The sequence below is a fragment of the Bradyrhizobium sp. WSM1253 genome (assembly GCF_000244935.1).
Classification (GTDB): domain Bacteria; phylum Pseudomonadota; class Alphaproteobacteria; order Rhizobiales; family Xanthobacteraceae; genus Bradyrhizobium; species Bradyrhizobium canariense.
The window spans coordinates 2863285-2888940 of the sequence record NZ_JH600073.1; the positions used below are offsets into that span (position 1 = coordinate 2863285).

Below are 25656 nucleotides of genomic sequence, written 5' to 3' on the forward strand. Positions count from 1 at the left end.
GCTCAGGTGGAGCCGGTCATTGACAGGGCGGACACGAGGGTCTGCGACTGACGCGTTGGTGTGAGACCATGAAACTCAGGGGGCTTCTGACACTCGCGATGGCAGCGCAGGTCATCGTGACCGCGGCGGCTCTCCTCGTCTCCATGCCGCGATCGGCACCGGGTTCGGCATTGCCCAGATCGTCGCGCTGCTCGCAAGCGGCGCCATTGCGGCCCTGCTGGCTCGTCTGTGCACGCGCGCGATCGAAACGGCGCAGGACAAACGCGCCGCCGCGCAACTGACCGAGCAGGCGCGGGCCAGCGCACAGCTGACGCAAGCCGTCATCAAGACCGCGCTCGATGCCTTCGTCCAGACCGACCAGAACGGCATCGTGCTGGAATGGAGCATTCAGGCCGAGGCCCTGACCGGATGGACGCGCAAGGAGGCGCTCGGCACCGACGTCGTCAACCTCCTCATCGCCGAGCCGCTGCGCGACGGCTTCAGGCAACGCATGATGCGGCTGCTGCCGGAATTGTCGGATACGCCGATCGGCATCCGGTTCGAAGCGACCCTGCTGCACCGAAACGGCGATGACATCCTGATCGAGGCGTCCAGCACGGCGCTCCACCTCGGGGGACGCACCCTCATCAACAATTTCGTCAAGGACGTCACGCGGAAGCGCGCCGCCGAGGAGCAGCTGATCCAGGCCCAGAAGATGGAGGCTGTCGGCCAGCTCACCGGCGGCATCGCGCACGAATTCAACAACATGCTCACCGTGATCACGGGCACGATCGAGATCCTCGCCGACGCAGTGAAGGACAATCCGCCGCTCGCCACCATCACCAAGCTGATCAGCGACGCCGCCGACCGCGGCGCCGCGCTGACGTCGAGCCTGTTGTCCTTTGCCCGCAAGCAGGCGCTCAAGCCGGCCGAGAGCGACATCAACGAACTGCTCGAAGAGCTCGCAAAGCTGCTGCTGGCAACCTTCGACAAGAAGATCGAGATCGTGACCCGGCTCGACGGCAACGTCTGGCTCGCCCTGGTCGATCGCGGCCAATTGAGCTCGGCGCTTCTCAACCTCGCAATCAACGCCCGCGACGCGATGCTGGATGGCGGCAGACTGACGTTGACGACGCGCAACGTCGTGTTCGGCGTCCGCGAGGCGGTGGCGGTCGGGGCCGGCTATGCCGGCGACTATGTCGAGATCGAGATCGCCGACACCGGCACCGGCATTCCGCCGGCCATTCTGGAGCGAATCTTCGATCCCTTCTTCTCGACCAAGGACGTCGGCAAGGGCACGGGGCTCGGGCTCAGCATGGTGTTCGGATTCATCAAGCAGTCCGGCGGCGGCATCAAGGTCGCTTCCGAGGAAGGACGCGGCACGACTTTCACGATCTACCTGCCGAAGGCGGAGGCGAGCACGCTTCGCCCCACCGGCTATGACGAGCGCAAGGTCGTGGGTGGGACGGAAACCATTCTTTGTGTCGAGGACGACCGCGACGTCCGCCAGTACGTCACGGTCCAGCTCGAAAGCCTCGGCTACAAGGTCATCCCGGCCGCCAATGCGGCCGAGGCGCTCGCCATCGCCGCCGAAGGAACGCCCTTCGACCTGCTTTTCACCGACATCGTGATGGCCGGCAGCTTGAATGGACGAGAGCTCGCCGACGAGATGGTGGCTGCGCGCCCCTCGCTGCGGGTGCTATTCACGTCGGGCTACGCCTACGACGCCCCGCATGCGCAGGGACGCGCCACCAAGGGCGCGCCGCTTCTGACAAAGCCCTACCGCAAGGCCGAGCTCGCGCGCATGCTGCGCCGCTCTCTCGACACCGCCGTCGACGACGCGGGCGATCCGATCCCGACGCCCTATTCCGTGCAGGCCGATCTCGAAGGCTTTCTGCGCAGGCAGGCCGCTGAACGCGACAGGCGGTAGGGCGCGTCTTGCGCATGGACAGCGCATGGCTGCTGCGCAACACTCCGTCTCGGTTACAATCCCATTGGAGGCGAGCCATGACTGCACTCGAAAAGGGCATCACCGCGAACGGTACGGGCTATGGCGGCAAGACCTGGAACATCCTCGGCCAGGTCTACTTCCCGAAGGCCGTCACCGAGTCTACTTTCGCGTTCGAGACCAACAGCGATCCTGGCCAGTTCGTGCCGGTGCACATCCATCCGACCCAGGACGAATTCATCCTGGTGCAGGAAGGCACGCTCGACCTCAAGCTCGACGGCAAATGGGTCAAGGCCCATGCCGGCGATCTCGTGCGCCTGCCGCGCGGCATCCCGCACGGCTATTTCAACAAATCCGACAAACCGGCCCGCGCGTTGTTCTGGGTCTCGCCGATGCAGAAGCTGGAGGCGCTGTTCAACCAGCTCCATGACCTGACCGACCCGGCCGAGGTCGTGCGCATCTCGGCGCTGCACGAGGTCGACTTCCTGCCGCCCGAAGCCAACGACTAGGCTACGATCCCCCGACCGACGAATCGTTGGGGGAACCGGCCATGACTGCACGACGTCAACTCCTCGCCATCATCGCGGCGCTTGGACTGCTCCTTACGACGTTCGTTCCGAGCCAGGCGCAAACGCTCACGGCCAGGCAAGCGGAAACGGTTGCGACCTACGAGCGTGCGCTCGGCGATTTCAAGGCAATCCTGGCCGAGCGGCGGCGCCAGATCGAGGCGAAGCAGCCGCTGCCGAACCTGCCGGGCCAAGCGCTGTATCTGGCACGCGTCGCCGTGATCAGTGCTTACAAGGATCTCACCGACGCCATGCCGTCCCGGATCGGCAGGCCCAACAAATTCGAAATTCCTCCAGCTTATTTCGACGCCGATATCGAACCGTTGATCGACGAATACTCAATACTGTTCGACATCATGGAAGCGCCGCCGGCGGGCGCGCAGAACTCGGCGACGCCGTTCAAGGACGTGGTCGATCTCGCGGTCGCGATCGCACGCGCGAAGGGGCTGGCGCCTGACCACGCCGAGGCCGCGGGCCGGATCAGCCTCGGGCTGTTCTTCGCCGAAACCAACGGCAAGCAGAACGTCCGCAACGGACGCTCGAACACCTATATGGGCAGCTTCCAGACCGGCTCGTCCGAGGACCGCAACGGCCGCAGGAAGTGGGAAGCCATCAAGGGCGAGATCGCGGCGGCCGATCCCGGGTTGAGTGCGCGCGACGACAAGGAGGAGGCGCGGGCCAGCGGTACCGATCATCGCTTCAATCACTGGACCAACGTACGCGATGGCCTGATGAACGCGCATGCGGATGTTTTCCGGGAGATCCCAGGAATCGTGAAGACGCTGCCCGACCGGATCGAGCAGATGAAGCTGTTCGAGCTGATCCAGATCATTCCTACGCCGACACGGTCGGCGCTCAAGTCCGGCGATCTCCTGAACTACAGGGTGTCCAGTCCGACGATCATGAAGCACCTGCGCAACAACAGCATCTTCGCATTCGGACAGGCCGACCGGGCGCGCACCTCGGCAAGCTTCCGCGAGATCCTTGGCGCAATGTGGCTGTTCAAGCGGAAATTCGAGAAGGCGATGGCGAAGTATGCGGAGATCAAGCCGCGCTGAGGATTACACCCCTACTGGATGCGCACTAGTCCTCCGGCTTGTAGCCGTCCGTCAGCATCTTCAGGAAGGTGATGATGTCGGCTTCGTCCGTTGCACCTGATAGCGTGCCATCGCAACCATCGCCTCCGCGATCACGAGCCGCTGACTATCAGCGCAACCGCCCTGAAGGCGCGCATTTTGGCGGAGGGCTGTCAAAGCCGCTTGGTGAAATGATAGCGACGAATGCCACCACCCACGGTCTTGTTGCTGGCGGCATCGGCAATCTCTTCGCGCTCGCTTCGGTATCCAGAGTTTCGATACAGCGCCAGCGCGTCCTGCTGAAGCTCCGACGTACTGAGTTGCAGTTGCTGCCGATTTCGCCGACGGCATTCATCCTCCGCGAACGCCAGCATCTTTCGCGCAATTCCCTGGCGGCGCAGGCCGGGAGCGACGTACATGCGCCGCAGCTCCATCGCATGCTCGCCTGAGGCCTCCAGACCGAACATGCCGACGATCTCGTCGTCGGCAACGGCGACCCAGAAACCGCTGTTCCGGCTTGCATAGTAATCCGCGAGCCGATCGATCTCTTCGGCGAGAGAGTGGACGATATAGCGTTCAAACGCCTCCGCCATATGCGCTGGTGCCAATAGACGATTCACCCGGACGAACAGCTCGCGCACGGCAGCAGCATCAGGCGGTGCAAAGGCGCGAATCTCAATCTCTCTTGTCATGGAGGCGCTGCCGCCGCTACTCTGTCCTTATCGGCGTGTCCTTCAGGCCATTGCTGTCATACGCCTTGCGCAAGGTGCCGTTCGTCACCGCCTCGTTCATGAACTTGGCGGCGAAGGTCAGCGCTTGGGGATGGCCGAGCGGGACGGCGACCGCGGTGACGGTCTTCTTGAAGGTCTCGTCGAGCACTCGCGTGCCCGGAATCTTCTGCGCCATCTTGTTGAGCTGGTCGCGCGACAGCGCGAAGGCGTCGATCTCGCCGCTCTTCAGGAGGCCGAAGATTTCGTCATAGGTCTGGTAGCCCGTGACCTTCGCATTCTTCAGATGGGCAACCGCGCCGCGCATGGTGGTGGTGGCGTTGACGGCCGCGACCTTGATGCCCACCTGGTCGAGCGTGGCGAAATTGGTGACGTTCGAGCCTGATTTGACGATGTAGGTGGCATCCGCGACCTCGTAGATCGGACCGAACGTCATCCTGCTCTCGCGCTCGGGATCCTTGGGGAGCCAGGTGACGTCCCAAGCACCTTTTTCAAGAGTGCCTTTCGATGCGGCATCGGTGATCTGGCCGGAATTCTGGTGCACGACATATTCGACGGGCACGCGGAGCTGGGCGGCCATCTCCTTGCCGAGATCGACCGGAACGCCGGCATAGCCGGCTTCGGTTTTGGTGGACCAGAACGCGCCGCCCGCCGGGCTGATCGCGATCGCGACCCGCAGCCTGCTGGTCGGCGCGATCTCGTCCTTCAGGCCATCGGCTAGCGCGGGCATGGCAACCGCCGCGGCGAGAACGAGGCCGGCAAGGACCGATTTAAGCACCGACTGGAGAGGCGTGGGCATGTCATGATCTCCCGACCTTTTCTTCTTTTATTCTTCTCTTTTTTGTCCCGACCGCTTCGCGCGCCGTCGCTCAGCCTGTGACATAATTCTGGTCGATCGTGCGCGCGATGAAAAGCGGTTTGTGACGGCAAAGCTGCCAAAGGCCACAGCGCAGTCTGCGGTGCAAGGCCGACGACTGCCATGGCTATGGTGTTCCACGTCCGGGCATTTGTTGATAGCCTCCCGCCCCGACAGACAGCAACCGGGGGCCACCGAATGACCTGCGCGAATCCCGCATCTCCCGCACGAAGCAACGGAGCGTGGAGACATGTCGGGCGGGCACTGGCCGCCGCGATGGCCGTGGCCGCACTCACCGGCTGCGAGGACAAGAACAGTTTCGTCGCCCCGCCCCCGCCCAAGGTGGACGTGGCTACGCCCGTACAGCGCCCGGTGACGCGGTATGTCGAGGCCACCGGCAACACCGCGCCGGTCAAGAATGTCGATCTCGTCGCACGCGTGCAGGGATTCCTGCAATCGATCGACTACCAGGACGGCGCCTTCGTCAAGCAGGGCGCCCAGCTGTTCACGATCGAGCCCGAAACCTACAAGCTCAAGCTCGACCAGGCGCAGGCGGCCGAGGCCGGCGCGCAGGCCTCGCTCCGGCAGGCGGAAGCCGACTTCAAGCGGCAGAGCGATCTCGTGCAGCGGCAAGCGGTCTCGCAAGCGACTTTGGACAGCTCGACTTCGAACCGCGACAACGCACAGGCCAACCTCCAGCAGGCCCAGGCCAACACCCGCCTCGCCGAAGTCAACTACGGCTACACCAAGGTGAGCGCACCATTCGACGGCGTCGTCAGCGCGCATATGGTCTCGATCGGCGAGCTCGTCGGGGTCTCCTCCCCGACTCAACTCGCCTCCATCGTCGCGATGGACCCGATCTATGTGAATTTCACCGTCAACGAGCAGGACGTGCTGCGCATCCGTGCCGAGGCCTCCCGCCGGGGGCTCACCGCCGCCGACATGAAGCAATTTCCGATTCAAGTCGGCCTGCAGACCGAGGCCGGCTATCCGCATGAGGGCAAGCTCGACTATGTCGCCCCGACCCTCACCCAGTCGACGGGCACGCTCGCGGTGCGCGGTCTCGTCCCCAACGACAAGCGGGTGCTGCTGCCCGGCTATTTCGTCCGCGTCCGCGTGCCCTTCACCCAGGAGAAGGACGCCCTGCTCGTGCCCGACACCGCGCTCGGCAGCGACCAGGGCGGCCGCTATCTCCTCGTCGTCAACGGCGACAACGTCGTCGAGCAGCGCAAGGTGCAGATCGGTCCCGTCGACAACGGCCTGCGCGTGATCGAAAGCGGCTTGAAGCCGGAGGACCGCGTGGTGATCGCAGGGCTGCTGCGGGTGATTCCGGGCCAGAAGATCGATCCGCAGGTGACGAAGATCGAGCAGCCGCAGGCGTCTGCCAAGTAAGTAGGAGCGCCTGCCATGATCTCAAAATTCTTCATCGAGCGGCCGGTCCTCTCGAACGTCATCGCGCTGCTGATGATCCTGATCGGCGGCGTCGCGCTGTTCAACCTCGCGATCGCGCAATATCCCGACGTGGTGCCGCCGACGGTGCAGGTCACGACCCGCTATCCCGGCGCCAGCGCCAAGACCGTGATCGACACGGTTGCCTTGCCGATCGAACAGCAGGTCAACGGCGTCGAGGATATGCTCTACATGCAGTCCTACAGCGGCTCTGACGGCACCTATACGCTGACCGTGACCTTCAAGATCGGCACCGACCTCAACTTCGCGCAGGTGCTGGTGCAGAACCGCGTCTCCAGCGCACTGTCGCAACTGCCCCAGTCGGTGCAGAACCAGGGCGTCACCGTCCAGAAGCGGTCGACGTCGATCCTGCTATTCGTGACGCTGACCTCGCCCGACAAGACGTTCGACAGCCTGTATCTGAGCAACTACGCCACCATCAACCTCCGCGACGAACTCTCGCGCCTGCCCGGCGTCGGCAACGTCACCGTGTTCGGCGCCGGTCAGTATTCGATGCGGGTGTGGCTAGATCCGAACAAGCTGCAGGTCCGTGGCCTGGTGCCGCAGGACGTCATCCAGGCGATCCAGCAGCAGAGCCAGCAGGTCTCGGCCGGCCAAGTCGGCGCGCCGCCGACGCCGCCGGGCCAGGCGTTTCAGTACACCCTCAACGTCAACGGCCGGCTCGACGACACCACCGAGTTCGAGAACATCATCGTCAAATCGGGCACCAGCGGCGACGTCACGCGGGTGCGCGACGTCGGCTGGGTTGAGCTCGGCGCGCAGACCTACAGCCAGATCTTCTCGCTAAACAAGCAGCCGGCCACCGGCATCGGCGTGTTCCAGTCGCCCGGCGCCAATGCACTCCAGGTCGAGCAGGCCGTCGAGAAGAAGATGGCGGAGCTTGCGAAGGCGTTCCCGCAAGGCATGAAGTACGATACGCCGTTCGACACCACAAAGTTCGTGCAGGCCTCGGTGCACGAGGTCTACATGACGCTAATCGAGGCCGGCCTGCTGGTGCTGGTCGTGATCCTGGTGTTCCTGCAGGACTGGCGCGCGATGCTGGTGCCGGCCACCACGGTGCCGGTGACCATCATCGGCGCCTTCGCCGCCATGGCGGCGCTCGGCTTCACCATCAACATGTCGACGCTGTTCGCGATCGTCCTCGCGATCGGCATCGTCGTCGACGACGCCATCGTCGTGGTGGAAGGCGCGGCCCACAACATCGAGCAGGGCATGAACGGCCACGACGCCGCGATCAAAGCAATGGACCAGTTGTTCGCGCCGATCGTCGGCATCACGCTGGTGTTGATCTCGGTGTTTTTGCCGGCGTCGTTCCTCGCCGGGCTCACCGGCCGCATCTATTCGCAATTCGCGCTGGTGATCGCCGCGACCGCGCTTCTGTCCGCCATCAACGCGGCGACGCTGAAGCCGACGCAATGTGCGCTCTGGCTACGGCCGACAGTGCCGCCGGAGCAGCGCAACTTCTTTTATCGCGGCTTCAACGCGGTCTACAACCGCGTCGAGCGCGGCTACATCCGTCTGATCGGCGTGCTGTGCAGGAACAGCACGATCTCGGTCGCGATCGCACTGGTGCTGATCGTGATCGGCGGCTACGGGTTGTCGCGGGTGCCGACCGGCTTCCTGCCGATCGAGGACCAGGGCTATCTGATCGCCGCCGTGCAACTGCCCGACGGCGCAGCGCTGGAGCGGACCCAGAAGGTGCTCGACAGAGCGAGCGAGCTGATCAAGGACACGCCTGGAGTCCAGCAAGTCATCACCATCGCCGGCATCTCCGCGCTCGACAACAGCGCCAGCCTTGCCAATGCCGGCGTCGCCTACATCATCCTGAAGGACTGGGACGCGCGCAAAGGACCGGGCGAGGATCTGCGCTCACTGGTCTACGGCCTGAACGACAAGCTCGCGGCCATCATGGAAGCGCGCACGCTGGTGCTGCCGCCGCCGCCGATCCAGGGCATCGGCAACGCGGCCGGCTTCTCGATGCAGGTCGAGCTGCGCGACGGCAACAGCGATTTCGCCAAGCTCCAGGCCATCACGGGCGCGATGGTCAGCAATGGCCAGAGCCAGAGCGCGCTGCAGCGCGTCCAGTCCTCGTTCCGCTCTTCGGTGCCGCAATTCAACGTCGAAGTCGACCGCATCAAGACCCAGACGCTGCATGTCACGACGGACCAGGTGTTCGCGGCGCTGTCGACCTATCTCGGCTCGTCCTATGTCAACCAGTTCAACAAGTTCGGCCGCGTGTTCCAGGTCTACACGCAAGCCGATCCGGCCTTCCGCGTCACCGAGCGCGATATCGCCAACATGATGGTGCGCAACTCGAACGGCGACATGATCCCGATCGGCACCGTCGCCACGATCACGCCGGCCACCGGCCCCTCGCTGATCAGCCTCTACAATCTCTATCCGTCCTCGACCGTGATCGGCCTGCCGGCGCAGGGCTATTCCTCCGGCCAGTCGCTGAAGCTGATGGAGGAGATCGCGGACAAGACGCTGCCGCCGGGCACCGGCTACGAATGGACCGCGATGTCCTATCAGGAGAAGGCCGTCTCCAACCAGATCTACTGGGTGTTCGGTCTCGCCATGCTGCTGGTCTATCTCGTGCTCGCCGGCCAATACGAGAGCTGGTACGCGCCGATCTCGGTGATCCTGGCGGTGCCGCTGTCGTTGCTCGGCCCCATGCTGATCCTCAATGCCCTGAAGATCGACAACAACCTCTATTGCCAGATCGGCCTGATCCTGCTGATCGCGCTGTCGGCCAAGAACGCCATCCTGATCGTCGAGGTCGGGCTCGAGCTGCACGGCCGCGATGGCAAGCCGGTGCTGGAATCCGCGATCGAAGCTGCGCGCGCCCGCTTCCGCCCGATCTTGATGACGTCGTTCGCCTTCATCCTCGGGGTGGTGCCGCTGGTGATCGCGACCGGCGCCGGCGCCAGCGCGCGGAAGTCGATCGGCATCACGGTGTTCTCGGGCATGCTGGCCTCGACCTGCCTTGCGGTGTTGTTCGTGCCGGCGTTCTTCGTGGTGGTGCAGCGGTTCGAGAATTGGCGTGCGTCGAAGAAGACGCCGAAGGCGGTGGCCGAGGTGAAGTCCTAGGCTTGCTCCGCAGCCACCTGCCGCGCCTCGCCGCTTGAGACCAGGAGCACCGAGACTTTTGCCTGCCTGAGCACGGCGTCGGCGACGCCACCGAAGGAGAGGTGATCGGCCTGGATGCGATCGACGCCCATCACCACGAGATCGACGTCAGTGGTCTCGATCTCGCGCAGGATCGCCGCTTCCGGCGCCCGGTTCGCGCGCAAGGTCGTGGTGATGTCGACCTCGTAGCGGGCGGCAAGATCGCTGGCGTCCTTCAGGATGCCGGCCTCGTGACTCAGACCCCGAGAGGCCCCGCGTTGCGCGCCCTTGTCGCGCGTCGTCGCGACATAGATCACCCGGAGCGAGCCTGATCCCGCCTGCGCCAGCGCGACCGCGACCTCCGCGCCGCGCTTGGAGACGCCGCTGCCGGAGACCGGAACGAGGATGTTGAGCGCCTCGGGCATCGGCTGCTTCAGGTGCTTGCCCTTGGCCGCCACGATCGCGAGCGGTCCTTCGAACTTCGCTGCGATGTCCTCGATCTTCCTATCGAAGCGATCCTTGGCGGCAGCAACCTTGTCGACGCCGATGACCAGGAGGTCGAAGCCCTTGCGCGCTTCGTCGGCGATGGACGCGCCGAGCTCCGCACGCCTTGCCCGGGTGACGACATCGACGCTGCCGGAATCGCCATCGCCATGGGCCGAGACGGTCTCGGCGGCCTTCTTCACCACGGCTTCGGGGCTCTCCTCCTCGTCGCGTCCCTTCTCCTGATCCTTGGCGCGCTTGCCGATGTGCAGCACCGTGATCGGCAGACCGCGCATGCCGGCGATCAGGCCGGCAATGTGGGCGGCGAAGGTGGCGTTGACACTTTCGTCTACTGCCAGCAAGGGACGTTCGAGATTGGCGACGAAGCCGCGCTTCTCGAACTCTTCGCGCTCCAGGCGCTCTTGCTCCTCCTCGTTCATCGGCAGCTTCGCCAGCGCCGCACGCAGCATCGGCGGCATCGCCATCGTGGTCACGATCGCCATGGTCACGATCATCGTGAACAGGTTCTGGCTGAGCACGCCGATCGAAAGACCGATGGTGGCGATGATCACCTCGGTCGAGCCGCGCGCGTTCATCCCGCTTGCGAGGGCCAGCGACTCCCGTGTGTTCAGCCCGCCCACGGTTCCGCCGACGAAGGCGCCGCCGAACTTGCCGACACTGGCGATCACGACCAGCAGGCCGGTGAGCATCAGCAGATGGGGATCGCGCAGCACCGTGAGGTCGGCGCTCAAGCCGGCCAGACCGAAGAACACCGGCATGAAGAAGCTGGATATCAACCCGCGCAGGCGCTCGTCGATCTGCCGCGTCAGGATCGGGGACTCGCCGACCAGAATGCCGGCGACAAAGGCGCCGAGCACGGTGTGAACGCCGATCAGATGCGTGATCAGCGCCATGGCGCACATCATCAGCAGGATCACCGTGATGACCGGCGCGGTGCTGACGAGATTGTCGTTGGCCCAGCGGATGAGCTGGAACGCGAGGCGGCGGCCGATGGTGAAGCTGATGGCGAGGAAGGCGAGCGTGCCCAGCACGGCTTTCGCCACCGAGGCGATATCCAGCGTGCCGTGCGACGCCAGGCTGAAGATGACGGCGATGATGATCCAGCCGATGGTGTCGTCGATGACGGCGGTGGCGACGATGATCTGGCCGACATTGCGGCGCATGAAGTTCATCTCGCGGACGACCACTGCGACGATCTTCACCGAGGAAATCGACAGCGCCGTGCCCATGAACAGCGACGCAACCAGGCGGGCTTGCGGATTCGGCAACAGCGTGTCCGGCAGGAACTCGCCGAGCGCGAAGCCGCAGGCGAAGGGCACGAGGATGCCGGCGATCGAGATCGCGATCGCGGCCTTGCCGACCTTCCTGACCAGCTTGAGGTCGGTTTCCATGCCGGTCAGCAGCAGCAGAAGCAGGATGCCGAACTGCGCGATGCCGTCGATCATCGCTTTCTGCTCGGGCGTCTTGGGGAAGATCGCGTGCTGCGCCTCGGGCCAGATCCAACCGAACAGCGAGGGCCCGAGCAGGATGCCGGCGAGCAGTTCGCCGATCACCGAGGGCTGGCCGAGGCGCTGCATGATCTCGCCGAGACCGCGGCCGACCGCGATCAACAGCACGATCTGGGCCACCAGCAGGAATTCGGACGGACCGGCCGATTTGCCGCCCTCGGCACTGGCCGCAATTGTGGTGAGGACAAGCGCCGCGGGGACAAGGCCGACCGGTCGGAGCAGGCTCCACTGCATGCAGGAATTTTCCCCCTTCATCTGCCCCGGCGAGGTGCCGGGATGACGGGGATAGAACCCGCGGCAGGCAACCGGAGTTCCTTGAGTTCGCGGCCGGGTAAGGGGACAACACCAAAAAACGCGAAAACAACCCCATGCACAGTAGGGATGAGGTTGAAAAGACTGAAGAAAAATTTTGTCTCTGCGAAACTCAAATTTCGTCTTTGCCGAAACTGCTTGCGCCGTCGGGCAAAACACTGGCATGATGGCATCATGAGTGGTCTGCGCAGGGTGCCTCCTCATCCCCCGTCATTGCGAGCGCAGCGAAGCAATCCAGACTGCCGCCGCGGAAAGATTCTGGATTGCTTCGCTGCGCTCGCAATGACGACGTTGAGGCAGCCGCGCGCCTCATGCCGATCCCTCACACCGCGTGCGGTGTCCTGATCTCGCGCGGCAGAATGATCGCGGCTGCGATCGCGAGCAGGCAGAGTGCGGCGAAGGCATGCAGCATGGTGACGAAGCCGCCCTGCTCGTAGAGCCAGGCGACCAGGCCGACCGAGGCGCCGGCCGCGGTGAAGCCGATGAAGTAGCGCACGGCATAGGCGCGCGAGCGCCATTCCTCGCTGGTGTATTTGCCGACCATGGCGTCGTTGACCGTGACCTGCCCGAACGCGCCCATGACGATGCCGATCGAGACCAGGATCAGCGGCAAATTGGACAGGCTCGCGGCCAGATACAGGAACGGCGCCAGCATGAAGGACAGCGGCAGCGCCACCGTCTTCAGCGAATAGCGGTCGAGCAGCCGGCCGATCGTGTATTGCGTCATCGCGCCGAACACGTAGACGCAGGCGGCAATAACACCAAGCAGCGCCGGGCTTTTGGTGAGATCGGCGAGCCGCTCCGCGAACAGCTTTGGCAGCGCCACGGTGACGGCATTGAACGTGGTGGAGATCGCGATCACCACGATCAGCAGCGACAGGATCACGCGCCACATGTCCTGCTTGGCGACCCGCGCCTGCGCTGCCGCCTGCTTCGAGCCCTTGCGGTCCTCGTGCACGACCATCATCGCAAAGGCGATGCCGATCAGGATGGTGACGATGCCGGGTACGATGAAGGCGAAGCGCCAGCCGAGATATTGGCCGATTACGCCGGTGACCAGCGCCGACGATGCGACGCCGAGATTGCCCCAGACGCCGTTGATGCCCATCTCGCGGCCGAGCCTGTCGGCGTAGGAGACGATCATTGCGGTGCCGACGGGATGATAAATCGAGGCAAAAATGCCGATCGCGAACAGCGCCGCGCCGAGCTGCGCCTGCGTCTGCACGAACCCGACCGAGATCATGGAGGCGCCGATGCCGACGAAGAAGATCAGCATCATGTGGCGGCGGCTCCAGCGGTCCCCGAGCCAGCCGGTGAGCAGCGAGCCCGCGCCAAAGGCGACGAAGCCCGGCGTCGCATAAGGCAAGAGTTCCGAATAGGCCATACCGAGCGCCGGTCCCATGATGATCACCGCGGCGGCGAAAATCAGCATCGCGTAATGGTCGATGAAATGGCCCGCGTTGACGAAACTGATCACCCGGCCGGGGCTGTTCATTCCGAATCCTCTCCTGCTCCGAAATGAGTTATATGTCGGGCGAGTGACGGGATGCCGCCAATGACTGTCGTCGAGACGCCAATCCTCCGGGCGGTCCGGAGCAATCATCGCTCGCCCGCGGGCGTGCATCTGGTCGCGCGCGACTACCCCAAGGGCATGCGGATCGATCCGCATATGCACCGCGAGGCACAGCTGATCTATGCCGCCAGGGGCACCATGCAGGTGACGACGCCCGGGGGGCGCTGGCTGGTGCCGCCGGACCGCGCGGTCTGGGTCCCCGCCGGGCTCCAGCACGCCATCGATCTGCTCGCCGACATCGAGATGCGCACGCTGTATTTCGACCTCGCCTGGCTGAAGCGCGAGCAGCGCCATGAGGGACTGACCAGGGAATTCGTGGTGCGGGTGTCGCCGCTGCTGAACCAGGCGATCCTCGCGCTGTTCGACGCCCACAATACCGAGGAGCGGACCGATCTGCTGGTTCGCCTGGTGATGCTGGAGCTGGTCCAGGCTGAGGATTCCGCGACCTTCGTGCCGCTGCCACACGAGCCGCGCTGCCGGCGCGCGGCCATGATCGTACTCGACGATCCCACCGGCCTGCACGACATCGACGCGCTGGCGCGCGAGGTCGGAACCTCCGCGCGCACGCTGTCGCGGCTGTTTTCGACAGAGACGCAGCTGAGCTTCAAGAGCTGGTGCCAGCGCGCAAGAATCGCGGCGGCGATCCAGCGGCTGTCGACGGATGCCAATGTATCGGTGAAGCAGCTCGCGACCCAGCTCGGCTATGCCAGCGTGCCGGCGTTTTCGGCCGCGTTCCGTCAGGTGACGGGACGGACGCCGACGGAGTTTGCCACACACTCCGTGTCATCGCCCGGCTTGACCGGGCGATCCAGTACTCTGGGACGGCGCGGCTAGAACCGAAAAGCCGCGGCGTACTGGATGCCCCGGTCAAGCCGGGGCATGACAGCTTTCTTTGGGTTTTCGAACCGCCCGCCCCCGCTAAACTTGCCAAAATCCCCCGCTTGATTGTGATCGGCTTCCGCCCAAATCCCGTGTAAGATTCCCGCACCGCACAAACCTGACACGAAAGCCCCGATGGCCAACGCTTTCTTCTCCGACCTGCTCACCACCATCTCCGAGCGTGGCCGCACGCTGCTTCGCCGCGGGGATTCTGCCGACACCAAGCCGGACGCCGATGGATTGATCGAGCTCTGCGGCGCGCTGCTGTCGGGTCGGGGCGAAGCGTCGGGCACCGCCATGGCGCGTGAGGTGCTCGACATCTACCAGGACCTGGATGCGGCGGGACGTCGCGCCTTTTTCGAAGCACTGGTGCGCGATTTCGGCCCGGATCGGGAACGCCTGTCCAAGGCGATCGAGACATGGCGCGCCAAGCCGGCCGACGAGGATGCCAGCGCCTTGCACTTCGCCTCCGAGCCGCGCCGGCAGGAGCTGATCCGCCGCCTCAACCGCGCGCCCGGCGGCACCGGCGATCTCGTCAAGATGCGCGCCGACCTGCTCGACATGATGAACGGGCACGCCGATCTCGCCGCACTCGATCGCGACGTCTCGCATCTTCTCTCGTCATGGTTCAACAGGGGGTTTCTCGTGCTGCGCAGGATCGACTGGTCGACCCCGGCCAACATCCTCGAAAAGATCATCCGTTATGAAGCCGTACACGAGATCAGCGACTGGGACGATCTGCGCCGCCGCATCGATCCGGTCGACCGTCGCTGCTACGCCTTCTTCCATCCCGCGATGGTCGACGAGCCCCTGATCTTCGTCGAGGTGGCGCTGACGGAGACGATCCCCGGCGCGATCGCGCCGCTGCTCGCGGTCGACCGCCCCTCCGTCCCGATCGAGCGCGCCCGCACCGCCGTGTTCTACTCGATCTCCAACACCCAGCGCGGTCTCGGCGGCATCTCTTTCGGCAGCTTCCTGATCAAGCAGGTGGTGGAGGAGCTGCGCCGCGAATTGCCCAAGCTCGACAATTTCGTGACGCTGTCGCCGGTGCCGGGCTTCATGCCATGGGTGAAGCAGGACAAGGATTTGCCGCTGTCGGACGAGGACCGCGAGATCCTGAAGCGCCTCGACGATCCCAAATGGTTCGAGAACCCCGAGACCACGACACTGCTACGTGGCGTGATCGAACCCCTCGCGGCGCACTACTTCCTCAAGGCACGCACGCCGAAAGGCAAGCTGATCGATTCCGTCGCGCGCTTCCATCTCGGCAACGGCGCCCGCCTCGAGCGCATCAATTGGTTAGGCGATCTCTCGCCCAAGGGCGTGCGCGAGTCCGCCGGCGTGATGGTCAACTATCTCTACCGCCTCGACGACATCGAGAAGAACCACGAAGCTTATGCGAATGACGGCGAGGTGGTGGCCTCGAGCGCGGTGAAGAAGCTGCTGAAGGGCGAAGGGCGGCGGCTGCTGGACATGCGGCTGTCGTAGCGACATTCGGCTCACGGCACATCGTCAAGGCGAACCCAGCCGACGACGCTCTCTCCGCCGACATTGCGAGGAGCTCTGCGACGAAGCAATCCAGACTGCCTCCGCGGAAAGATTCTGGATTGTTTCGCTGCGCTCGCAATGACGGAGATTGTGGCGACACCTCGCGCAATCCCAGCAATTCGCCCGCAGCAGCCGAAGCGCCCGTCGAAGCGCTCCCCTCTCGCCACCGTCATTGCGAGGAGCCCTTGCGACGAAGCAATCCAGACTGCTCCCGTGGAAACACTCTGGATTGCTTCGCTGCGCTCGCAATGACGGAGTGTGTGGCGCGGCCGTCGCGCCCCTCGCGTTGCGCTACTCCGCCAGCGCCTTCATCTCCTTGTAGAGATCCGATTTGCCTTCGAAGCCGATGCCCGGGAGATCGGGCATGGTGATGTGGCCGTTCTCGACGCGGACGCCGTCGGGGAAGCCGCCGTAGGGCTGGAACAAATCGGGGTAGCTCTCGTTGCCGCCGAGGCCTAAGCCGGCTGCGATGTTGAGCGACATCTGGTGACCGCCGTGCGGGATGCAGCGGCTCGGCGACCAGCCATGGGTTTTCAACACTTCAAGGGTGCGCTGGTATTCGCATAGGCCGTAGGACAGCGCGCAATCGAATTGCAGCCAGTCGCGGTCCGGGCGCATGCCGCCGTAGCGGATCAAATTGCGGGCGTCCTGGTGACTGAACAGGTTTTCGCCGGTCGCCATCGGTCCCGGATAGAATTCGGCGAGGGCTGCCTGCAGCGCGTAGTCGAGGGGGTCGCCGACTTCCTCGTACCAGAACAAGGGATAATCCCGCAGCATCTTGGCGTAGGCGATTCCGGTCTCGAGATCGAAGCGGCCGTTGGCATCGACGGCGAGCTGCGCGTCGTTGCCGATCTCTTTCAGCACCGCCTCGATGCGGGTGCGATCGTCCTCGATATCGGCGCCGCCGATCTTCATCTTCACGACGTTGTAGCCGCGATCGAGATAGCCGCGCATCTCGCCGCGCAGCATCGAGAGGTCCTTGCCCGGATAATAATAGCCGCCGGCGGCGTAGACGAACACGCGCGGATTGGCTTTGACGCCGTGACGCTCAGCCAGCAGGCGGAAAAGCGGTTTCCCTGCGATCTTCGCCACGGCATCCCACACCGCCATGTCGATGGTGCCGACCGCGACGGAGCGCTCGCCGTGGCCGCCCGGCTTCTCGTTGGTCATCATCGCACCCCAGACCTTGTCGGGGTCGAGATTGTCGCCGGCCGCATTCAGCAGCGATTTCGGATCGGCCTCCAGGATGCGCGAGGCAAAGCGCTCGCGGATCAGGCCGCCCTGCCCGTAGCGGCCGTTGGAGTTGAAGCCGTAGCCGACGACGCGCTTGCCGTCGCGCACGACGTCGGTGACGACCGCAACCAGGCTCGTCGTCATCTTGGTGAAATCGATATAGGCGTTGCGGATCGGCGAAGAGATCGGTTTCGTGATCTCGCGGACGTCGACGATGCGGACGGACATGGGGGACCTCTTGCTTTCGTCATTGCGAGCGTAGCGAAGCAATCCAGAAATGCATCCGCGGAGACAGTCTGGATTGCTTCGTCGCAAGGGCTCCTCGCAATGACGAGGAGAGAGCGCTCGCGATGACGGGTGGAGAGAGCGCGCTCCTACTTCTTATCCCTGAAATACGGCTCGACCGGGCCGTGCACCTTGATGGTCAGCGGGTTGCCGTGGCGGTCCTTGGCGTTGCCGGCGGTGACGCGGACCCAGCCTTCGCTGATGCAGTACTCCTCGACATTGGTCTTCTCGACGCCCTTGAAGCGGATGCCGACGTCGCGCGCCAAAATGTCCGCGTTGTAATAGGGGCTGCTCGGATCGACCGAGAGGCGGTCCGGAAATTCGTCGCTCATGATTGTCTCGCTCATAACAGGGTCTCGATTTGCTGCCGTAATCCTTCGGGCCGCGCGGTCGGCGCATAGCGCGAAACCACCTTGCCGGCGCGATCCACCAGGAATTTGGTGAAATTCCATTTGATGGAGGCGCCCAGCAGGCCGGATTGCTGGCGTTTCAGGTACTTATACAACGGATGCGCATTGCTGCCGTTGACGTCGATCTTCTCGAACAGGGGAAAGGTGACGTCGTAGTTGGTCGAGCAGAACGCCTGGATTTCGCTCGCCGGCCCAGGCTCCTGCGCACCGAACTGGTTGCAGGGAAAGCCGAGCACCGAGAAGCCGCGCGGATTGAGATCGCGATGCAGATCCTCCAGCCCGCGATATTGCGGCGTGAAGCCGCATTTGCTCGCGGTGTTGACGATCAGCAGCACCTGCCCCTCGAAGCGGCGCATGGGCACTTCTTCGCCGAGAAGCGAGTTGGCCTTGAAGTCGTAGATCACGGACATCGCTAACCCACGGGATCGATTGGCGACGGCGGCACGCCGCCCGCCTCGATCGCCTCGCCTGCGAGCAGACAGAGATCCTCGCGATAGCGGCCGGACACGATGTGCACGCCGACCGGCGCCTTGCCGACGAGGCCGGTGGAGACCACGAGGCCCGGCAGGCCCATGAAGGGAGTGGCGATCTGCGGCAGTTGCGCTTCCCAGACCCGCTTAAAGGATTCCTCGTCCTTGCGGTCGAGATGATCCGGGAACGGCAGCTCGCCGGAGACCGGTGTCAGCAGCACGGCATAGGTCTCGAAGAACAGCATCCAGTCACGGGTCAGCGTGGCGCGGCGGGTCAATGCCTTGGCGTAATTCGCCTGGTCCATCGGCGTGACCCTGGCGCGGTTGCCGCGCAGGCACGCCAGCGCGCCGGGATCGCCCTCACGCTCGGCCATCTCGAGCTGCGCCTCATAGCCGTCGCCGAGCCAGAGCTTGATCTGCCACTCGACCGCTTCGCGCATCGGCGGCGTGTTCTCGATCACATCGACCGTCCAGCCCGCACGCTCCAGGCGCTTGCCGGCATCGGTCACGGCTGCCTTCACCTCCGGTGTGGTCGCAAGGCCGTCCGGATTGAGACACAGCGCGGCGCGCTTCGGCCGCGCGGGGCCTTCCAGCGGCGCGGGCACGAACCAGGGATCGCGGATGTCGCGGGCCGACATGGCCGCGAGCGAAATCCTGATGTCGTTGACGGTGCGCGCCAGCGGCCCCGACACCGCCATGATCTGCGGCCCGATCGGACGCTCCGGCAGGGCCGGATTGAAGGCGGGGATGCGGCCGAGCGTCGGGCGCAGGCCATGCACGCCGCAGGCATAGGCGGGATAGCGGATCGAGCCCGCAATGTCGGTGCCATGGGCGATATGGCCGATGCCGGCCGCGACCGCCGAACCGGCGCCGCCGGACGAGCCGCCCGGCGTGAGCGAGGCATCGCGGGGGTTCTTGGTGTCGCCATGGACCAGATTGGTGGTGAACCAGCGATAGGAGAAGGCCGGGCAATTGGTGCGCCCAAGCAGAACGGCGCCGGCTTTGCGGAAATTGGCGACCACCGGATTGTCCTCGCGCGCGATCAGGTCGCGCTGGAGCTTGAGGCCGTTGGTGGTGGCAAAGCCCTCCTGGTCGACATTGGCCTTGATGGTGACGGGCACGCCGGCGAGCGGGCCTGGGTCCTCGCCCCTGGCGATGGCGGCATCGACGGCGTCGGCCTGCTTGAGCACGTCCTCGGGCCGGTGGTCGATCACGGCGTTGAGCTGGGGATTGACGGCGTCGAGCCGGGCGAGGCCGGCCTGCGCGGCCTCCCTGGCGGAGACCTTTTTGGTTTTGACGAGGGTGGCGAGGTCGGCGGCCGACAGGCGCCAGAGATCTTGCATGGCTTGCTCCGTTTAACCGGCGTCTTTTAGCCCCGGGAACGCGGCAAAGCCATGCGGATTTCGCAGGGGCGAAGGGCGAGAGCCGGGTGACGCCTCATTCGCCGTCATTGCGAGCGAAGCGAAGCAATCCAGAGTGCCTCCGCGGAAGCAGTCTGGATTGCTTCGTCGCAAGGGCTCCTCGCAATGACGGGGAAAGAGCGGCGGACCTCTAATGCCGGGTGGCAGACTGGTCCGGGATGTCCAGCAATGCCTCGGTGAAGGGGAATTCGAGCACGATCTCGCCTTCGCGGTCGGTAACTTCGATCACGGCCTCAAGCAGGGCCGGCTGGGTGCCTTCCGATCTCAGCACCTCCAGAATCATCTGGCGGGCAACCTCCCAGGCACGGTCGGGATTGCGCAGATCCTCTCCCTCAGGATCCACGATCAGTTCGTTGCCGATACGGGTGTTGAAGAAATATCTGGGCATCACGAAGTTCCAGTTGGGTCGCCTGTACCGGATTGAAAGCTGCACTGCACTCACAACTGCTTTATCAGGACAGGGTTCGCGACCGAATGCGCCGAGCGCAGGGCCGCATCACCAGAAAGTACTGTTCCCCACGCTTTTTTCGCGGCGCAATATGCCCGTCCTCGGGAAAATTTCACTGGCGAACTTTTGTGCTCGCAGTAACTTAGCCCCGGGCGGATACGTCCGAAATCTCGAAAATGGAGAGCCGAAATGGCCTGGAAAGCCCCGAAGATCGTCGAAGTGCCCTGTGGCATGGAAATCAACATGTATGTGAGCGCTACCCGCAAGTAAGCGGTTGGTGAGTTCGCGTTCTGCGCAGGTGGATCTTTCGGTCACGATGCATGTCCGGAAGACAGGATTTGTGTTGGCGTGAGGTCCACCTCGCGACATTGCCTCCAGGAGACGGATCATGCTTCGCGTCGTCGTCCTGGGCGCCGCAGCCGGCGGCGGAGTGCCGCAATGGAATTGCGGCTGCGAGGGCTGCCGGACGGCCCGTGATAACGGCCAAGAGCTGCAACGGACCCAAGCCTCGGTCGCCTTCACTGGCGACGGCGAGCACTGGTTCTTGATCAACGCCTCCCCCGACCTCCGCCAGCAATTGAATGCGACGCCACAGCTGCATCCGAAGGCAGGCGCGCTGCGCCATACGCCGATCGCAGGCGTGATCCTGACCAACAGCGAAGTGGACGCGGTGGCAGGCCTGCTGTCGATGCGCGAGGGCTCGCCCTTCGCGGTCTATGCGCATGAGAAGGTGCTGGCGATCCTGAAGGCCAACAGCATCTTCAACGTGCTGAACGAGAAGAACGTGCAGCGCCTGCCGGTCGACATCAACGAGCCGTTCGAGCCGCGGCTGCCGGACGGGGCGCGCTCGGGACTTGAGGTGCTGCCCTTTGCGGTCTCGGGCAAATCGGCCTGGTACCTGGAAGGCAGGGCGCATCCGGGCGGCGACACCGGCGAGGGCGATACGCTGGGGCTGAAGATCACCGACAAAGCGACCGGCAAATGCTTCTACTTCATCGCCGCCTGCGCCGAAATCACCGACGCGCTCAAGGCCGAGATCGACGGCGCTGCGCTGGTGTTCTTCGACGGCACGGTGTGGCAGGACGACGAGATGATCAAGGCTGGGCTTAGCCACAAGACCGGCAAGAGCATGGGCCATGTCGCGATGTCCGGCGACCACGGCGCCATCGCGCGGCTCGCCGACCTCACACTCGACAGGAAGATATTTCTGCATATCAATAACTCGAACCCGGCGCTGCTGCCCGCTTCCCCCGAGCGCAAGGCCGCTGAAGCGGCGGGCTGGCAGATACCCGCCGACGGAACGGAGATCGTGCTGTGAATGCCGCGTCACTGACTGGAATGACCGCGCTCTCGGTCGGCAAGGACATCAGGCTCACTAGCGCCGAGGAGCTGGAGGCGGCGCTGCGCCATATCGGGGCGACGCGCTATCACAGCCTGCATCCGTTTCATAAGCTCCTGCACGGCGGCAAGCTGAACAAGGGTCAGGTCCAGGCCTGGGCGCTGAACCGCTACTATTACCAGAGCACCATCCCGATCAAGGACGCGGTGGTGATCTCGCGCTTCCGCGACCGCGCCACGCGCGTGGAATGGCGCCACCGCATCGAGGACCATGACGGCGATATCGGCTCCGAAGGCGGCATCGAGCGCTGGCTGAAGCTGACCGACGGCCTCGGGCTGGACACGGCTTATGTGGAATCGACCGAGGGCATCCTGCCCGCGACGCGCTTCGCGGTCGAAGCCTATGTCCACTATTGCCGCGAGAAGTCGCCGCTGGAGGCAATCGCCTCCTCGCTCACCGAATTGTTCGCGCCGAACCTGCACGAAGAGCGCATTGCCGGGATGCTGGAGCACTACGACTTCGTCAATCCTGACACCATGAGCTACTTCAAACGCCGGCTGGCACAGGCGCCGCGCGATGCCGGCTTTGCGCTCGACTATGTCAAGGCGCATGCCACCACGCCCGAGCAACGCGCGTCGGTCTGCAACGCACTGATCTTCAAGACCAGCGTGCTGTGGGTGCAGCTCGACGCGCTCCAGCACGCCTATGTCGAGGGCCACGTTCCGCCGGGCGCATTCGTGCCCCAAGAACACCAAAAAGCGAGCTGAGGAACAATGGCCGGGCCGCGCAACATCAGCGTCAGCGAGACCAGCCGGCCGGTGCTGCCGCGGCACGCCAAGCTGAAATATGACGAGACGCGAAAAGTCTGGGTGATCCTGGCGCCCGAACGCGTGCTGGCGCCGGACGAGATCGCGGTCGAGGTCTTGCAGCTCTGCGACGGCGAGCGCAATGTCGGCGACATGTCCGACCAGCTCGCGGCAAAATACGCCGCGCCGCGAGAGGCGATCCTGGCCGACGTCATCGTCATGCTGCAGGATCTCGCCGACAAGGGCTTTCTCACGGAGGCCCGGGAGAAGACGTCATGAGCGATGTGCTCGGCAATCCCACCATTCCGCCCGACGCCAGTGACAGCCTCGCGGTGCTGGAGAAGAGCCGCTCGACGGCGGAGACGTTCGGCATTCCGCTCGCCGTGCTGCTCGAGATCACCCACCGCTGCCCGCTGCAATGCCCCTATTGCTCCAACCCGGTCGAGCTCGACCGCTCGGGCAAGGAGCTGACCACCGAGGAATGGAAGAAGGTGCTGAGCGAGCTCGCCGAGATCGGCGTGCTCCAGGTGCATTTCTCCGGCGGCGAGCCGACGGCGCGCAAGGACCTCGTCGAGCTGGTCAAGCATGCCAGCGACGTCGGCCTCTACACCAACCTCATCACCTCGGCCGTGCTGCTGACGCGCGAGCGGCTGAGCGAGCTGGCCGATGCCGGGCTCTGCCACGTGCAGATCAGCTTCCAGGGCGTTGAAGAAGGCTTGGCCGATCGCGTCGGCGGCTACAAAAACGGACACCGCAAGAAGCTCGAAGTGGCAAAATGGACACGCGAGCTTGATTTGCCGCTCACTGTGAATGCGGTGATGCATCGGCAAAACCTGCATCAACTGCCTGATATCGTCCAGATGTCGGTCGATCTCGACGCCGACCGGCTCGAGGTCGCCAATGTCCAATATTACGGCTGGGCGCTGAAGAACCGCGCCGCGCTGATGCCGACGGTGGCGCAGCTCGACGAGTGCACCCGCATCGTCGAGGAGGCGCGCGAGCGACTGAAGGGCCGGCTCACGATCGACTATGTCGTGCCCGATTATTACGCGCTGCGGCCGAAGAAGTGCATGGGCGGCTGGGGCCGGCAGTTCTTCAACATTTCGCCGGCCGGCAAGGTGCTGCCCTGCCACGCCGCCGAGAGCATCACCGGGCTCGACTTCGAATCGGTACGCTCCAACCATTCGATCGCCTGGATCTGGCAGAACTCGGACGCCTTCAACCGCTATCGCGGCACCGGCTGGATGAAGGAGCCGTGCAAGAGTTGCGAATTCCGCGAGATCGATTTCGGCGGCTGCCGCTGCCAGGCCTTTGCGCTGACCGGTGACGCTGCCAACACCGATCCGGCCTGTGCGCTGTCGCCACTGCACGAGACCATCTTCAAGCAGGCCGAGCGCGAGGCCGAGGGCGAAACCAACCGCTTCGTCTATCGCAATTTCGCCGGTGGCACTCTGGAATCCGGGAATGATGCCTGACGCCGACGCGGCCAGCTCAGTCAAGCGCGCCGATCCTTTTGCGCCGCTGACCTCCGAAACGCTCGACGTCGGCGACGGCCACGAGCTCTATGTCGAGAGCGTCGGCCGCGCCGACGGAATCCCCGCGGTCTACCTGCATGGCGGCCCCGGCAGCGGCTGCCAGCCCGACCACCGCCGGCTGTTCGATCCCGACCGTTTCCATGCCGTGCTGTTCGACCAACGCGGCTGCGGCCGCAGCCGTCCGAAGGGATCGCGCGAGCACAACACTACGCAGCATCTGATCGCGGACATGGAAAAGATCCGCGAAAAATTCGGCATCGCGCGCTGGATGGTGGTCGGCGGCTCCTGGGGCGCGACGCTGGCGCTGGCTTATGCGCAGGCGCATCCCGCGCGCGTTTCCGGGATTGCGCTCCGCGCGACGTTTCTCGGCACGCGTGCTGAAGTCGAGATCGCCTTCACCTCGCGCCTGTCGCAATTCTACCCCGCGCTCTACGAGGATTTTCTGAGCGTGCTGCCGCTCGAGGAGCGCGCGCGGCCGGTGGAAGCCTACTATCGCCGCATCCTCGATGCCGATCCGGCCGTGCATGGCCCGGCATCGCGCGCCTGGTACGATACCGAGCGCGCCTTGTCGGAACACAAGGCGGCCAAGACCCGGCTGGACCTGGCGTCGCTGAACGTCTGGCGCACATTGCCGGCGACGCCCTTCATGGAGGCGCATTATTTCGTCCAGGACAGCTTCATGACGGAGAACGAGTTGTTGCGGAACGCCGGCAAGCTCGACGGCATTCCCGGCATCATCGTCCAGGGCCGCTACGATCTGTTGTGCCCTCCCGAGACATCGCAGGCGCTCGCGAAAGTGTGGCCGGGTTCCGAGATTCGCATCGTGGAAGAAGCCGGCCATTCGCTCTATGATACCGGCGTGCGGGACGCGGTCATGAAGTCGATCGCGGATATCGCTTCGAAGATTTCGCGATAGCGGGACAAGAAAATGCCACTCGCCGGGAAGGGCATGTTGCTCACGTCGATGAATATCGACATTTCAGATGAAGCCGATTTCAATCGCTGGTACGATCGCGAGCATCTGGAAGAGCGCGTCGCGATCGAGGGATTCCTCGAGGCGCGGCGCTATCTCGCGCACGCCGCCAATCCCAAATACCTCTCGCTGTATTCAACCGCGACGCTCGACGTGCTCGATAGTCCCGCCTACCGGGCGCGGCTCGCCAATCAGACCGAATGGTCGCGGCGCAGCATGGCGCATTTCAAGGACATGCTGCGCGTGGTCGCCCGCATCACGATCAGCAACGGCACCGGCCGAGGCGCGGCGCTCGGCCTCGTGCGGCTGCGGCCGACGCCGGACAATGCGGCCGCATGGCGTGACGCACTGCAAGAACGGCTGGCGCCGGAAAAGCACGATGGCATCATCTCGATGCACCTGCTCGAGAGCGAACCGGAATTGTCGGGCGCGACTGCGGACATTCCGGCGGTGCGCAACGAAGGCGCGCGCGACTGGTTCGTGCTGATCGACGGCACGCATGTCGGTGCGGTCTCGGCCGTGATCGCGGCGCGCTTCACCGGCCCTGCCGCCTCGCCATTCCCGCTTCCCGTGTCGGTCGGCACCTACAGCCTGATGTGGGACCTCGCGAAGAGCGACATCGCGCGCAACTAGGCCATCGGACGCATCGCAACATGCTGCACCGCCACATAGCGCGCGCGG

At 64.5% G+C, this 25656-nt stretch carries 22 protein-coding genes and 1 pseudogene; 14 read left to right on the forward strand and 9 right to left on the reverse strand.

The window, feature by feature from the left end; translation table 11 throughout:
• Window positions 1–68: 68 nt before the first annotated feature.
• From BRA1253DRAFT_RS15075 to BRA1253DRAFT_RS15085, 3 genes and pseudogenes are all read left to right on the forward strand, one after another.
• Window positions 69–1909: pseudogene (locus BRA1253DRAFT_RS15075) on the forward strand (ATP-binding protein).
• 77 nt (window positions 1910–1986) lie between these two features.
• Window positions 1987–2436 carry a cupin domain-containing protein gene (locus tag BRA1253DRAFT_RS15080; RefSeq protein ID WP_007595617.1) on the forward strand — a complete coding sequence of 150 codons (450 nt, stop codon included), beginning with the start codon at window positions 1987–1989 and terminating at the stop codon, window positions 2434–2436.
• 41 nt (window positions 2437–2477) lie between these two features.
• On the forward strand, window positions 2478–3551 hold the full coding sequence (locus BRA1253DRAFT_RS15085) for a hypothetical protein (RefSeq protein WP_007595619.1): 1074 nt from the start codon (window positions 2478–2480) through the stop codon (window positions 3549–3551).
• 191 nt (window positions 3552–3742) lie between these two features.
• Here BRA1253DRAFT_RS15085 and BRA1253DRAFT_RS15090 read toward each other — a convergent pair whose 3' ends face one another.
• Together BRA1253DRAFT_RS15090 and BRA1253DRAFT_RS15095 are read right to left on the reverse strand one after the other, a co-directional pair.
• The gene (locus BRA1253DRAFT_RS15090) at window positions 3743–4261 is read right to left on the reverse strand and encodes a GNAT family N-acetyltransferase (protein ID WP_007595621.1); all 519 of its coding nucleotides are present in this window, start codon (window positions 4259–4261) and stop codon (window positions 3743–3745) included.
• Window positions 4262–4277: 16 nt separating this feature from the next.
• On the reverse strand, window positions 4278–5096 hold the full coding sequence (locus BRA1253DRAFT_RS15095; RefSeq protein WP_007595623.1) for a transporter substrate-binding domain-containing protein: 819 nt from the start codon (window positions 5094–5096) through the stop codon (window positions 4278–4280).
• A gap of 255 nt (window positions 5097–5351) precedes the next feature.
• On the opposite strand from BRA1253DRAFT_RS15095, the gene BRA1253DRAFT_RS15100 reads away from it, so the two are divergent.
• Together BRA1253DRAFT_RS15100 and BRA1253DRAFT_RS15105 are read left to right on the forward strand one after the other, a co-directional pair.
• Entirely contained in the window at window positions 5352–6545 is a 1194-nt protein-coding gene (locus BRA1253DRAFT_RS15100; RefSeq protein ID WP_007595625.1) for an efflux RND transporter periplasmic adaptor subunit, read from the forward strand.
• 15 nt (window positions 6546–6560) lie between these two features.
• A complete protein-coding gene (locus tag BRA1253DRAFT_RS15105; protein ID WP_007595627.1) occupies window positions 6561–9713 on the forward strand; it encodes an efflux RND transporter permease subunit in 3153 nt (1050 codons plus the stop codon).
• Here BRA1253DRAFT_RS15105 and BRA1253DRAFT_RS15110 read toward each other — a convergent pair.
• Window positions 9710–11977: a cation:proton antiporter gene (locus tag BRA1253DRAFT_RS15110; protein ID WP_007595636.1), complete on the reverse strand. Its 2268-nt coding sequence runs from the start codon at window positions 11975–11977 to the stop codon at window positions 9710–9712. The genes BRA1253DRAFT_RS15105 and BRA1253DRAFT_RS15110 overlap by 4 nt on opposite strands.
• 400 nt (window positions 11978–12377) lie before the next feature.
• Complete coding sequence (locus BRA1253DRAFT_RS15115) at window positions 12378–13550, reverse strand: MFS transporter (protein ID WP_007595638.1); 1173 nt, start codon at window positions 13548–13550, stop codon at window positions 12378–12380.
• 60 nt (window positions 13551–13610) lie between these two features.
• Here BRA1253DRAFT_RS15115 and BRA1253DRAFT_RS15120 point away from each other — a divergent pair, with 60 nt between their 5' ends.
• Window positions 13611–14462, forward strand: coding sequence for a helix-turn-helix transcriptional regulator (locus BRA1253DRAFT_RS15120; RefSeq protein WP_007595640.1), 852 nt, complete (start codon window positions 13611–13613; stop codon window positions 14460–14462).
• Between the two features lie 180 nt (window positions 14463–14642).
• Window positions 14643–15995 (forward strand): malonyl-CoA decarboxylase, encoded by a 1353-nt coding sequence (locus BRA1253DRAFT_RS15130; RefSeq protein WP_007595642.1) that lies wholly within the window; start codon window positions 14643–14645, stop codon window positions 15993–15995.
• Between the two features lie 351 nt (window positions 15996–16346).
• Here BRA1253DRAFT_RS15130 and tarD read toward each other — a convergent pair whose 3' ends face one another.
• From tarD to BRA1253DRAFT_RS15155, 5 genes are all read right to left on the reverse strand, one after another.
• Entirely contained in the window at window positions 16347–17516 is a 1170-nt protein-coding gene (tarD, locus tag BRA1253DRAFT_RS15135) for a D(-)-tartrate dehydratase (protein WP_007595649.1), read from the reverse strand.
• Between the two features lie 146 nt (window positions 17517–17662).
• Entirely contained in the window at window positions 17663–17920 is a 258-nt protein-coding gene (locus BRA1253DRAFT_RS15140) for a DUF3297 family protein (protein ID WP_007595651.1), read from the reverse strand.
• Entirely contained in the window at window positions 17917–18393 is a 477-nt protein-coding gene (locus BRA1253DRAFT_RS15145; RefSeq protein ID WP_007595653.1) for a glutathione peroxidase, read from the reverse strand. The genes BRA1253DRAFT_RS15140 and BRA1253DRAFT_RS15145 overlap by 4 nt, the downstream gene beginning before the upstream one ends.
• A gap of 2 nt (window positions 18394–18395) precedes the next feature.
• A complete protein-coding gene (locus BRA1253DRAFT_RS15150) occupies window positions 18396–19796 on the reverse strand; it encodes an amidase family protein (RefSeq protein WP_007595655.1) in 1401 nt (466 codons plus the stop codon).
• Window positions 19797–20004: 208 nt separating this feature from the next.
• A complete protein-coding gene (locus tag BRA1253DRAFT_RS15155) occupies window positions 20005–20262 on the reverse strand; it encodes a hypothetical protein (RefSeq protein WP_007595657.1) in 258 nt (85 codons plus the stop codon).
• A gap of 249 nt (window positions 20263–20511) precedes the next feature.
• Between BRA1253DRAFT_RS15155 and pqqA the strand changes: the two genes are divergently transcribed.
• From pqqA to BRA1253DRAFT_RS15190, 7 genes are all read left to right on the forward strand, one after another.
• On the forward strand, window positions 20512–20592 hold the full coding sequence (pqqA, locus tag BRA1253DRAFT_RS15160) for a pyrroloquinoline quinone precursor peptide PqqA (RefSeq protein ID WP_007595659.1): 81 nt from the start codon (window positions 20512–20514) through the stop codon (window positions 20590–20592).
• Between the two features lie 118 nt (window positions 20593–20710).
• Window positions 20711–21640: a pyrroloquinoline quinone biosynthesis protein PqqB gene (gene pqqB, locus BRA1253DRAFT_RS15165; RefSeq protein ID WP_007595666.1), complete on the forward strand. Its 930-nt coding sequence runs from the start codon at window positions 20711–20713 to the stop codon at window positions 21638–21640.
• Window positions 21637–22428, forward strand: coding sequence for a pyrroloquinoline-quinone synthase PqqC (gene pqqC / locus BRA1253DRAFT_RS15170; protein ID WP_007595667.1), 792 nt, complete (start codon window positions 21637–21639; stop codon window positions 22426–22428). Before pqqB ends, pqqC begins: the two co-directional genes overlap by 4 nt.
• 6 nt (window positions 22429–22434) lie before the next feature.
• Complete coding sequence (gene pqqD / locus BRA1253DRAFT_RS15175) at window positions 22435–22746, forward strand: pyrroloquinoline quinone biosynthesis peptide chaperone PqqD (RefSeq protein ID WP_007595669.1); 312 nt, start codon at window positions 22435–22437, stop codon at window positions 22744–22746.
• On the forward strand, window positions 22743–23942 hold the full coding sequence (gene pqqE, locus BRA1253DRAFT_RS15180; RefSeq protein WP_007595671.1) for a pyrroloquinoline quinone biosynthesis protein PqqE: 1200 nt from the start codon (window positions 22743–22745) through the stop codon (window positions 23940–23942). The genes pqqD and pqqE overlap by 4 nt, the downstream gene beginning before the upstream one ends.
• Window positions 23932–24918, forward strand: a complete 987-nt coding sequence (gene pip / locus BRA1253DRAFT_RS15185) for a prolyl aminopeptidase (protein ID WP_007595673.1) — start codon at window positions 23932–23934, stop codon at window positions 24916–24918. Before pqqE ends, pip begins: the two co-directional genes overlap by 11 nt.
• 12 nt (window positions 24919–24930) lie before the next feature.
• Window positions 24931–25608, forward strand: coding sequence for a DUF4286 family protein (locus BRA1253DRAFT_RS15190; RefSeq protein ID WP_007595676.1), 678 nt, complete (start codon window positions 24931–24933; stop codon window positions 25606–25608).
• The last annotated feature ends 48 nt before the right edge of the window (window positions 25609–25656 follow it).